The sequence below is a fragment of the Deltaproteobacteria bacterium genome (assembly GCA_019310525.1).
Taxonomy (GTDB): domain Bacteria; phylum Desulfobacterota; class DSM-4660; order Desulfatiglandales; family HGW-15; genus JAFDEE01.
Window position 1 is genome coordinate 1 of record JAFDEE010000089.1, and the last position, 11,766, is coordinate 11,766.

The 11,766-nt window shown below is 51.7% G+C and carries 9 protein-coding genes; 1 reads left to right on the plus strand and 8 read right to left on the minus strand.

Annotated features, from left to right (window positions below):
- Window positions 1-557: 557 nt before the first annotated feature.
- Window positions 558-740: a hypothetical protein gene (locus JRF57_13775; GenBank protein MBW2304766.1), complete on the minus strand. Its 183-nt coding sequence runs from the start codon at window positions 738-740 to the stop codon at window positions 558-560.
- A 56-nt stretch (window positions 741-796) separates the two neighbouring features.
- Here JRF57_13775 and mgtE point away from each other — a divergent pair, with 56 nt between their 5' ends.
- Entirely contained in the window at window positions 797-2,176 is a 1,380-nt protein-coding gene (gene mgtE / locus JRF57_13780) for a magnesium transporter (protein MBW2304767.1), read from the plus strand.
- Here the strand turns inward: mgtE and JRF57_13785 are convergent.
- From JRF57_13785 to JRF57_13815, 7 genes are all read right to left on the minus strand, one after another.
- Entirely contained in the window at window positions 2,160-3,146 is a 987-nt protein-coding gene (locus tag JRF57_13785) for a D-glycerate dehydrogenase (GenBank protein ID MBW2304768.1), read from the minus strand. The two genes, mgtE and JRF57_13785, sit on opposite strands and share 17 nt — an antisense overlap.
- Window positions 3,143-4,021 (minus strand): biotin--[acetyl-CoA-carboxylase] ligase, encoded by an 879-nt coding sequence (locus JRF57_13790; protein MBW2304769.1) that lies wholly within the window; start codon window positions 4,019-4,021, stop codon window positions 3,143-3,145. Before JRF57_13790 ends, JRF57_13785 begins: the two co-directional genes overlap by 4 nt.
- Window positions 4,018-5,064 (minus strand): NAD(P)-dependent glycerol-3-phosphate dehydrogenase, encoded by a 1,047-nt coding sequence (locus tag JRF57_13795; protein ID MBW2304770.1) that lies wholly within the window; start codon window positions 5,062-5,064, stop codon window positions 4,018-4,020. Before JRF57_13795 ends, JRF57_13790 begins: the two co-directional genes overlap by 4 nt.
- Window positions 5,065-5,313: 249 nt before the next feature.
- Window positions 5,314-7,737, minus strand: coding sequence for a DNA gyrase subunit A (gene gyrA / locus JRF57_13800; protein MBW2304771.1), 2,424 nt, complete (start codon window positions 7,735-7,737; stop codon window positions 5,314-5,316).
- Between the two features lie 12 nt (window positions 7,738-7,749).
- Window positions 7,750-10,134, minus strand: a complete 2,385-nt coding sequence (gene gyrB / locus JRF57_13805) for a DNA topoisomerase (ATP-hydrolyzing) subunit B (protein ID MBW2304772.1) — start codon at window positions 10,132-10,134, stop codon at window positions 7,750-7,752.
- A 31-nt stretch (window positions 10,135-10,165) separates the two neighbouring features.
- On the minus strand, window positions 10,166-11,281 hold the full coding sequence (dnaN, locus tag JRF57_13810; GenBank protein ID MBW2304773.1) for a DNA polymerase III subunit beta: 1,116 nt from the start codon (window positions 11,279-11,281) through the stop codon (window positions 10,166-10,168).
- 258 nt (window positions 11,282-11,539) lie between these two features.
- Window positions 11,540-11,766: chromosomal replication initiator protein DnaA (locus JRF57_13815; protein MBW2304774.1), on the minus strand; the 227-nt coding region annotated here is incomplete at its 5' end.

An 11,766-nucleotide genomic window follows, 5' to 3' on the forward strand; every position in this document is an offset into this window, starting at 1 on the left:
TATCGAATTGAAGTACTCACCAAATCAGATTAATGGGCAGTGATTGCCCGCCGGTTGTTGGGCGGGAACGTAGCGGAGGGAACATCCTTTTACCCTTCACCCACGCCTTACAACACAGCATAGATTCGGCAAAATCGGCAATCCCGAAGGGTGACAAATTTTGAATAGATTTGATGTTTCCGGACCGCACCTTTTGGGTGAATGTAATCTGATCTGGAAAGATGCCTAACGGTCTGTAATTATTAAATAAATGGCTTCTTTCAAAATTTATCATGCATAATTTGGGATCAATCCTTAAGGTTAAATTTCAAACCGGACATTTTGAAATGCTATTAACATGCTATTGACACAATGGACGAGTAAAGTTTCCGTTAAAATGCTGCTTGCAGCGGGGTATCTTGAGTAAAATCGCGACGAGCCAAACCCACCCTAATGCAAAAGCACTTCGGCGCCTTTGCCCCGCCCTTTCCTCTTGACATTTCCTCGGACGGTGTTATGTTGGCATACTTTTTATGGGAATCTCAGCCGGCTCAGGGGGCTCGCTTGGGTCGGAATAATCATTTACGCCAGGTTTTCAGGAGGACAATATGAACGGTTCCGATGGTCCGAGTAGTGACGATGGACCTCGACGCTTCCATGCGTCTATCATGCCTTCTGAGCGGGATTACCGGCCGCAGACTATCCACCAGGGGGCCGATGATGCGGATCCACTGATGACTCTTTCCTGATCGCTTCTCCACGGGTTCGCCTCCGGCCGCCCACGAGACGAGGATCAGCGGCCGTTAGGAGGTGAACCATGAAAAATCCTCTCCTTATTCCCGAGATCCGGGAACTCCTCGCCAAGAAAGATATCCATGCCCTCCGGGAATTCTGTTCCGACAGCCATCCCGGAGTGATCGCCGATTTTCTTTCCGGCCTCACCATGACGGAGATACGGGACATCCTTCTCCTCGTAGAGCCCACCGTGCGGGTCGACATCTTCAGTCACCTCGACAGTGAAATCCAACTGGCCGTGATCGAACTCATGACACAAGAAGAAGCGGCCGTTATGATCTCCAAGATGGCCCACGACGAGCGGGTGGATTTATTGAAACAGCTTCCCGAGGAGAGGCTTGAAAACCTTCTCCCGGCCGTTGCCAAGGCCGAGCGGGAAGACATCCGCAACCTCTTCTCCTATCCAGAGGGGACCGCCGGGTCGGTGATGACCTCAGACTACGCCACCTTGTCCCCTGAGTGGACGGCCCAGGAGGCCATCAACAGGCTGCGCCTCGAGGCCCCCGATACCGAGACCATCTACTATACCTACGTCGTGGATCGGGATCGCAGGCTCATCGGTTTCGTTTCCTTGAAAGACCTGATCCTCGCACGGCCGGAAAGATTGGTCAAAGACATCATGTACACCGACGTCATTTATGCCCGCACCGACGATGACCAGGAGGAGGCGGCCCGCAAGATCCAGAAATACGACCTCATCGCCCTGCCGGTGATCAACGGCAACGACAACCTGGTCGGCATCATAACCCATGATGATGCCATGGATATCATCACACAGGAACACACGGAAGACCTCGAGAAATTCATGGCCATCGGTGGGGCCCATGAAACCGGGGTCTACCTGCGCACATCCGCATGGGAACATTTCCGCAACCGTTGCGGTTGGGTGGTGGTTCTGGCTCTTTTCGGATTGATTTCAGGGTGGATCGTCCAAAGTTTTGAGGAACTACTGATCCAGTTCACCATCCTGGCCACCTTCATGCCCATGCTGGCCGACACGGGCGGCAACACCGGGAGTCAATCGGCCACCCTGGTAATCCGGGCCTTAGCCCTGAAGGAAATCACTCCAGGCAACGTATTGGGTATCCTGTTCAAGGAAATGAAGGTCTCCATCCTGCTCGCCATCCTGCTCGCCTCCCTTGCCTTCGCCAGGGTGATCTTTTTCACAAACAGCGGCGGCCTCCCCTTAGGCCACTCCCTGGTCGATGTGGGGACCGCAATCGCCGCTGCTCTGGGAATCCAGGTGATCACCGCAACCCTCATGGGCGCCCTGCTTCCCCTGGGTGCGGACAAGGCAGGTTTCGACCCTGCGGTCGTGGCCAGTCCAGCGCTTACCACCCTGGTGGACATTACAGGGCTTTTCATCTATTTCATGACCGTAAAGCTCATGCTCGGGATTTAGCCCGGCCGAGTTCTTCCCAGTTCAAGCAATTGGGGGGGCGCTCCCCCCTGAGGCCGGCGAGCAGGTTTTCAGCGGCCAGTCGCGCCATCCGGGTCCGGGTCTCCAGGGTGGCGCTTCCGAGGTGGGGCAGGAGCACCACGTTGTCAAGCTCCGCCAGGCCCGGCGTCAAGCGGGGTTCATTTTCATATACGTCCAACCCGGCCCCCCCGATGCGCCTTTCCTTCAGGAACTCCACAAGGGCCCCTTCATCCACCACTGCCCCCCTGGAGGTGTTGATCAAGTAGGCATCGGGCCTCATCCATCCCAGGGCTTCCCTGTTCACCAGGTGCCGGGTCTTTTCTGAGAGGGGAACATGGAGGGAAATGAAATCCGCCTGGGAAAAAAGCTCCCGGAAGGTACGGTATTCGACCCCCAGGGCCCTTTCCTCCTTTTCATCCAGGGGTTTCCGATTATGGTAAAGCACCTTCATATCGAAACCCTTCGCCCTCCTGGCCACGGCTTTGCCGATCCTTCCAAGACCCACGATGCCCAAGGTCTTTCCGGACACCTCCCTTCCAAGGAAGTGAAGCGGGGCCCAGAAGCGGAACTCTCCCATGCGTGTCCGCCGGTCTCCTTCCACGATCCTGCGGGCAACGGCCAGGATGAGGGAGAATGCCAGATCCGCCGTTGCCTCGGTTAAGACGCCGGGGGTGTTGGACACGGGGATCCCATGGCTGGAGGCGGCGTTGAGATCAATGTTATCGTATCCCACCCCCATGTTGGCGATCATCTTCAGGCGGGGAGCCCTCTGCAGCAGGGTCCTGTCTACGGTATCCGTGATCATGCAAAGGAGCCCCTCCTTGTCCCTCACCTTTTCCAGGATCTTCTCCCGCTCCATCGGGCGATCCTCCCGGTTTAACTCAAGATCATGCTCCTTTCCCAAAAGGGCAAGGATCTCATCCGGAAGCCTTCCTGTTACCAGTACCTTCATGGGTGTTCCTCCAAGTTACAGCGCGCACCCGCCAGCCTGAGGGAGACGTCCCCTGCCAGGATCCTACGCTCCCCTCCCCCCGGTTCCCGCAGCAAAAGGGCACCCTTATCGTCGATTCCAAGGGCCGTGCCCCGGTATACCTCCCCGCTTGACTCGATCATCACCTCCCTGCCCAGGACCAGTGAAAGCTCGTTCCATCTCCGGTAAAAACCGCTGATATCTCCGGATGTTACCGATGGATAGGATTTCTCGAAATATTGCAGGATGCAAAGGAGGAGTTCTTCTCTGTCTATAGGCCGCCGTGTCTCTTGCAACAGGCTGGTGGCAGGATAGGAAAGTTCCGGGTTGTGCCCCGGAGCCCAGTTCACGTTGATTCCCATACCGAGGACGAGGTAATCTATCCGGTCATCCTTGACCGAGAATTCTGAAAGGATCCCGGCGAGCTTTCTTCCGCCCAGATAAAGATCGTTCGGCCACTTTATCATGGGGAGAACTCCGGCCACCTCCCTGATCCCATCAACAGCAGAGAGGGCCAGCACCATGGTCAGGACAAAGGCACGCTCAACAGGTATACCCGGTCTCAGGCCCAGGGAGAAGAGGAGGTTCGCATGGCCTTGCGAGAGCCATTTGCGCCCTCTCCGGCCCCGCCCGGCACTCTGCTGTTCGGCAAGGACCAGGGTCCCGTCCGGAGCTCCACGGCGCCCAAGGTCCTTTGCGAGCCGGTTAGTGGAGTCAACGGTTTTTTTATACACGAAGTTGACGGAAAAAAGCTTTCCCCGGAGGGATTCCTGAATCCTTTCCGGTCTAAGAGCACATCTCTTTGAAGGCGGGAAGTCTCTGTCTGGAGGGCCCGCACTATGGACCTCCCTTTTCACACCGACCTTTCCTCTATCGGCAAACGGTGTTCCAATTCGGGTTTGAGTTCCCTTGTCATGAGATCCCTCACGGCCTCCCTTGGATCCTTTCCCCGGTAAAGGATGTCGAACACCTGATCGGTGATTGGCATCTCCACTTCCCACTCTCTGGCCAGATCACGGGCAGACCTGGAGGTCCTGACCCCTTCGGCCACCATGTCCATTCCGTCCAGCACCTCCTGGAGACTGTACCCCTGACCTATCTTGAGACCCACGCTCCTGTTGCGGCTGAGGTCCCCCGTACAGGTCAAGACCAGATCCCCCATCCCGGCGAGACCGGCGAAGGTCATGGGATTGGCGCCCATCCGCACCCCGAGCCTGGTGATCTCCGCCAGCCCCCGGGTGATAAGGGCGGCCCTCGCGTTGTGTCCGAAATTAAGCCCGTCCGCCGCACCGGCCGCAATGGCTATGACATTCTTCAAGGCCCCGCAAAGTTCTATTCCCAGGACATCCTGGCTGACGTAGACCCTGAAAAACTCCCTGTAAAAGGTCTGCTGGAGCCTTTCGGAAAGGGCCCGGTCCCTGCACCCGATGGTAACGGCAGTAGGGTGCCTCTTGTAGACCTCCCTCGCGAAACTCGGACCCGCCAGGCAGGCGAATCGTTCGGAAAAGGCACGGGGGAGAACGTCCTCCACCACCTGGGACATGGTCATCAAGGTTTCGTTTTCAATCCCCTTGGTCGCCGCCATCAGTATCTGGTCCGGCCGGAGGTGAGGTTTCAGGCCCTCGAGCACCTGCCTGAAGACATGGGAAGGCACCACGAGGAGAATCAACTCCTTGCCCTCCAGGGCCTCCTCATAACCCGACACAGGGTGAAGTTTTGGAGAAAGCGGCATTCCAGGTAAAAAGACGGGGTTGATTCTTTCATCCCGGATGGCCTCAAAAACCTCCTTTTCCCGGACCCAAAGGTCCACCCGGTATCCCTTCTCCACAAGAAAATTGGCCAGGGTGGTCCCCCAGCTCCCGGCCCCGATTACGCCGATCTGATTGAAATCCCCATTCACCACGAAAAGATCCTTCTCATACCTAAACTGAGCGTTTCAAAATTTTGATGAGATCCTTTTATTTAGATATATCAAAAGAATAAATACATGGTAGTGTCTGATAAGGTATCATAACCTGTAAGGTCAAGGGCATGCCATATGTGTATATTTTTCAAATCATCGAATTTTGAAACCCTATCCCTCAGTTTAGGTCATAGTCTGTCCGTTATTCTGCCCGATTATACGAAAATCGCCTGCAGGATTCAGGGATCAATCCTCTTCAACAACCTTTGCCACCCCCACAACCTTTTCTCCCTCGCTAAGGTCGATGAGCTTAACGCCCTGTGTGTTGCGGCCGATCACGGAGATGTCGGCCACCCTCAGGCGGATAATCTTTCCGTGTTCCGTGATGATCATCAATTGATCATGGTCAGATACCTGGTAGGCATAGACCACCGGTCCGTTCCTCTCAGAGGTTTTGATCGTAAATACTCCCTTGCCTCCCCTGGACTGGACTCGGTATTCCTCCGTCCTGGTCCTCTTTCCATATCCGTTCTCGGTGACCGTGAGAATGGTTGCCCCATCCCTTACGGCGTCCATTCCAACCACCTCATCGCCCTTTTCCAGGCGGATCCCCAGTATTCCGGTGGCGACCCTGCCCATGGGCCTTATGTCTTCTTCGCTGAACCGTATGGATTTTCCTTTCCTGGTGGCCAGAAAGATATCCTGCCTGCCATCTGTAACCCTTGCGGCGATCAGCTCATCATCCTCCCGTATCTTCAGGGCGACGATCCCTCCGCTCCGGGGCCGGCTGTAGGCCAAGAGATCCGTCTTTTTCACGATCCCCTGCCTTGTGGCCATGACAATATATTTACCCTCTTCGAAATCCCTGACCGCAAGAGTCGTCTCAACCCTTTCACCCCTTTGAAGTTCGAGCAGGTTCACGATGGCCTTGCCCCTAGAAAGCCGTCCGGCCTCCGGAATTTCATGAACCTTTTTCCAGTAGACCTTTCCCTTGTTGGTGAAGAAAAGGAGATAATCATGTGATGAAGCGACGAAGAGCAATTCGACGAAATCCTTTTCCTTGGTCTTGACCCCGGTCATTCCCTTCCCGCCCCGCCCCTGGGCCCGATAAAGGCTTATGGGATTGCGCTTGATGTAGCCTTCATGGCTGAAGGTAACGACCATGTCCTCTTCGGCTATAAGGTCCTCAACGTCGATTTCAGTGGTCTCACCCAGGATCTCTGTTCTCCTTTCATCTCCATGCTTGGCCTTTATGGTCCTCATCTCTTCCTTGATGATCTCAAGGACCATCTGCGGGCTATCCAGTATGGCCCGGAACCTGTTTATGTTTTTTATGAGATCCCGGTACTCGGAATTTATCTTCTCTCGTTCAAGTCCCGTGAGTCTCTGGAGTTTCATGTCAAGGATGGCCTGGGCCTGAGCTTCTGAAAAATCGAATTCTTCCATGAGCCTGGCCTTGGCCTCTTTGGGATCTGAAGAAGAACGTATGGTTTCAATGACCTCGTCGAGAAAATCCAGGGCCTTCATGAGGCCTTCGAGTATATGGGCCCTTTCTTCAGCCTTACGGAGATCATGGATGGTCCTGCGGATAATGATCTCCCGGCGGTGATTGACAAAGTGATTCAAGATATCCTTGAGATTCAATATCTCCGGCCGCCCGTTTACGATGGCCAGCATGATAATCCCGAAAGACGTCTCCATCTGGGTGAACTTGTAAAGGCGGTTCAGGATCACAAGGGCCTTTCCATCTCTCTTGACATCTATGGCGATCCGCATTCCCTCCCGGTCCGATTCGTCCCGGATATCCGATACTCCCTCTATTTTTTTCTCCTTTACGAGTTCGGCTATCTTTTCCAGGAGTCTTGCCTTGTTTACCTGGTAAGGGATCTCCGTAACTACGATCCTTTCCCTGTTGTGCCCGACCTTTTCTATGAAGGCCCTCGCCCTTACCTTGATAATCCCCCGCCCGGTCTCGTAAGCCTCCCGGATACCTTTTCTTCCTAGGATGAATCCTGCTGTTGGAAAATCCGGTCCCGGTAAAATCCTCATGAGTTCTGCCGTACTGATCCGGGGATCGTCGATGAGATGAATCACCGCTTCGCAGACCTCCGAGAGATTATGGGGAGGTATATTTGTGGCCATTCCCACGGCGATCCCCGAGGAACCGTTGATGAGAAGATTGGGAATGGTGGTAGGCAGAATGGTTGGTTCGGTGAGAGAATCATCGTAATTGGGGACAAAATCCACGGTTTCCTTGTCGATATCGGCAAGGAATTCCTGGGCCAGGGCGGTCATCCGCACCTCAGTGTAACGCATGGCCGCGGGCGGATCCCCGTCTACGGATCCGAAGTTACCCTGGCCGTCCACCAAAGGATACCGCATGGAAAAATCCTGGGCCATCCGAACGATGGTGTCATAAACGGCTGCGTCTCCGTGGGGATGGTATTTACCGATAACATCCCCGACCACCCTTGCGGACTTCTTAAAGGGGCGATTGTAGTAGTTGCGCAGTTCATGCATACCATAGAGCACTTTTCGGTGGACCGGCTTGAGGCCGTCGCGGATATCGGGCAGGGCCCTTCCCACGATGACGCTCATGGAGTACTCCAGGTAAGACTTTTTCATCTCGTCTTCAATGTTTACCGCTTTGATATTCACATCCGCTTCCATGTCCGTCCCTCTTTAGATATCCAGTTCGGTGACTTCCAGGGCGTTGTTCTGGATAAACTCCCTCCGAGGTTCCACCTTGTCCCCCATCAGGACCGTGAAGATCTCGTCCGCCTCAACGGCGTCCTTGATCTTGACCATGAGAAGAGAGCGGGTCTCAGGGTTCATGGTCGTCTTCCAGAGCTGTTCCGGGTTCATTTCACCCAGACCTTTGTACCTCTGTATGGTCAGGCCTTTTTTGCCTTTCTCAAGGAGTTCCTCCAGGAGTTTTTTCGGATCTTCGATTTTTCTAAACTTTCCATCCGCCGCAAGGATCTTCGCCCCTTCCTTCAATTGGCGAAACTCACTCGAATATCCAATGAGTTGCTTGAGTTCCGGCGATGAGAGAAATTCCCAATTCACCAAGAGGGCCTGTCCGCCGTTCAATGACTCCTCAACCGTGAATTCATAGTATCCGTTGTCTTCATTAACCCTGACGTCATGTAATTTAAAACCATTCTCTTCAAGACTTTTCAGAAACCTGCCCACAAATTCCTTATCCCTGAATAGCGCCTTTTCCCTGACACCGTATGAGGCCAGAAACTCTATAAACCTTCTCAGGTAACCTCTCCTGGAAAGCCTGTCGAGGCTGTCATAGAATTTGATCAAGCCTTTCAGAAATTTTATGAGGCGGGTTCCCGAGATATCCTGTCCATTGTCCAGGATGATTTTTTCATTAGAGGATATTCGATTCAAAACGAAGTTTTTAAAGGCTTCCTCGTCCTTTAGGTATATCTCCTTCTTTCCTTCCATAACGCGGTATAAGGGCGGTTGTGCCACAAAGAGATATCCGTTTTCAATCAATTCAGGCATCCAGCGGAAAAAGAAGGTCAAGAGCAAGGTACGGATATGGGAACCATCCACGTCGGCGTCTGTCATGATGATCACCTTGTGATATCTCAGGTTCATTATATCGTACTCTTTTTCCCCGATCCCGGTCCCCAGGGCTGCAATCATGGTTCGGATCTCTTCGCTGGAGATCATCTTGTCAAACCTGGCTTTCTCCACGTTGAGAATCTTTCCCTTCAGCGGGAGGATCGCCTGAAAGCGCCGATCCCTTCCCTGCTTCGCCGATCCTCCAGCCGAATCCCCTTCTACCACGAAGATTTCGCTCCTGGCGGGATCCCGCTCTTGGCAATCTGCAAGTTTCCCCGGCAGGGAATGATCAGAGAGCACCCCTTTTCTTCGTGCCAGATCCCTTGCCTTTCTTGCAGCCTCCCGGGCCCTTGCCGCCTCAATGACCTTGGATAAAATCGATTTGACGATCGGGGGGTTTTCTTCGAAAAAACTGCTCAAACCCTCATTTGCGGCATTCTCCACCAGCCCTTTGACCTCACTGTTTCCAAGCTTGGTCTTGGTCTGCCCTTCGAACTGGGGATTGGGCAGCTTTACGCTGATCACCGCCGTAAGCCCTTCTCGAACGTCGTCACCTGACAGTTTTTCCTTGAAATTCTTTGATAGCGGGGAATTCTGGAGATATTGGTTGATACTTCGGGTGAGAGCCGCCTTGAATCCGCTTAAGTGGCTCCCTCCCTCCTTCGTATTTATATTATTCGCGAAGCTGAATATATTTTCCTTGTAGGAAGTATTGTATTGGAGCGCGATTTCCATCAGTATCCCGCCCTTCTCTGCTGACATGTATATTGGTTTTCGATGCAACACTTCCCTATTCTTGTTCAGATATTCCACGAAGGAAATAATTCCCCCTTCATAGAAAAACTCCCGCTTTTTCCCGCTCCGCTCGTCGGAAATCCGGATCCTGACCCCTTTGGTGAGGAACGATAGTTCCCTCATCCTTTTGGCCAAGGTATCGAAATCAAAATCCGTCGTCTCGAATATTTCAGGATCGGGTTTGAAATGTATACGGGTCCCCCTCCTCCTTGTTTCACCCTTTACCGTCAAATCCGTCTTTTTGAGGCCCTGTTCGAAACGCTGGAAATAGATCCTTCCATTTCTGAAGACCTCTACTTCCAGAAAAATAGACAAGGCATTTACCACTGAGACCCCGACTCCATGGAGGCCACCCGATACCTTGTAGCTCTTGTTATCAAATTTTCCTCCTGCATGGAGTTTGGTCATAACGACCTCGACGGCAGGGACCTTTTCCGTTTCATGGATGTCCACGGGTATACCGCGCCCGTTGTCCAGGACGACTACACTCCCGTCCCCAAAAATCTGTATATCGATTTTATCGCAGAATCCTGCAAGGGCCTCGTCGATACTATTGTCCACCACCTCATAGACAAGATGGTGAAGACCCTCGAAAGAGGTGTTTCCGATATACATGGCGGGCCGCTTCCGGACCGCGTCCAGTCCCTCAAGGATTTTTATACTTTCCGCACCGTATTCTACTGAATCCATTTTTCTTTTAATCTTTACCATTCCTTCCATTTTACAGCCTCATGGGCATGATAAGTCCCAGGAACCCTTGATCCTTTGCTCCCGTTAACAGGCAAGGGCTGGAGTTATCCGTAAAACCCAATTCAACCACTTCACTTTTCATGGCCTGGAGCACGTCGATAAAATAACGAGCGTTGAAACCCAGCTCCAAACGTTCTCCCTGGTAATCCACTCGAAGGTTCTCCTGGGCGTCTCCAAGATCAGGATTGATCGATACTAATTCCATGTTATCTTTATCTAAAGTGATTTTAACACCTTTGTAGCTTTCATTACTTAAGATAACCATCCTTTTCATCCCGTCCAAAAGATCCGTTCGTTGGATGTTGATCGAACTGCCGACATTTTTCGGTATGACCGCATGGTAATCCGGAAATTTGCTTTCCAACAGCCGAATTACGATAACGGCATCATTTGTCTTGGCCACACAATGGTTTTTCTTGAATCCCAGACGAAGGCTTTCGGTTTCAGCAGCAAGCTTGTAAAGTTCGGACATCCCTTTCTTCGGCACCATGATGCCCCCATCCAGTTCCAAATCATCCACACCCTCAATCTCTTTATCGATGAGAGAAAGTCGATGTCCATCCGTTGATACCATTCTAAGGAAAGTTTTTCCTTCCTTGATCACCCTCTCAACATAGATACCCGATAGTTTGAACCCAGCCTCATCCATGGTCACGGAATAGATGGTCTTGGATATCATCTCCTGAAGGGTTTCGCCCAGAATTTCAATTGTCGGGACATCCTCCGGTTCAACAAAGACAGGGAATTCATCAGGAGGAAGACTGGCCAGATTGTATCGGGCTTCTTCATCTGAAATGAAAACCCAATGGTTTTCCTTTTCTTTTATATATAATTCATTTTTTTTACTTTCTTTCAGTATCTCGAAAAGTTTCTTTCCGGAGATAGTGATGTTTCCCGGGAAGATAATCTCAGCAGGGATTCGTTCTTGAAAACTGATTTCCAGATCCGTTGCAGAAACATGGATCAGCTGATCACCCGTTGATATGAGGACCATGGATAAAATGGGCATGTTGGTTCTCTTTTCGATGATGCTTTGGACCCTGGAAATGGATTTGTACAGTTGATCCCTGTTTACTTTTATTTCCATTTTATCCTCCAATAGTATTAATAATAAGAGTTTGTCATATTGTTGAATATTTACTTAACCCCTTGGAAAAAAAAGAGATCAATATTGAAAAGTTTCGATTTTCTCCCGGTTTTTTGATCTGTCCGTACACAGAAAAAGATCAATTACCATTTTCGTGTCCTATTTTGACGGCATTTTTTCGATAACGCCACGAATACCTGTTAAAGATCCAGAAATGCAATGTTTTTCAAAAAGCCGTAAGACCTCTCAGGTGTCCGGTCAAGAAAGGAGTTTCTCTAGTTGGTCGAGTTGATCCCGGACATCCTTGTCTTCCTTTCTATAACGGCTGATTCGTTTGACGGCATAGATCACGGTGGAATGATTTTTTCGACCGAATACATCCCCGATTTGTTGATAGGTCAGGGATGTATATTTTTTCAGAAGATACATAGCCACCTGACGCGGAAAAGAATAGACCCTTTTTTTCTTGCCTGAGTTCAAATCAT

Bases quoted from the DNA above. Each gene is read 5' to 3' on its own strand.
- gyrB (MBW2304772.1), bottom strand. From the start codon at position 10,134: ATGGATTCAGTAGAATACGGTGCGGAAAGTATAAAAATCCTTGAGGGA.
- gyrA (MBW2304771.1), bottom strand. From the start codon at position 7,737: ATGGAAGCGGATGTGAATATCAAAGCGGTAAACATTGAAGACGAGATG.
- JRF57_13785 (MBW2304768.1), bottom strand. From the start codon at position 3,146: ATGAAGGTACTGGTAACAGGAAGGCTTCCGGATGAGATCCTTGCCCTT.
- mgtE (MBW2304767.1), top strand. From the start codon at position 797: ATGAAAAATCCTCTCCTTATTCCCGAGATCCGGGAACTCCTCGCCAAG.
- dnaN (MBW2304773.1), bottom strand. From the start codon at position 11,281: ATGGAAATAAAAGTAAACAGGGATCAACTGTACAAATCCATTTCCAGG.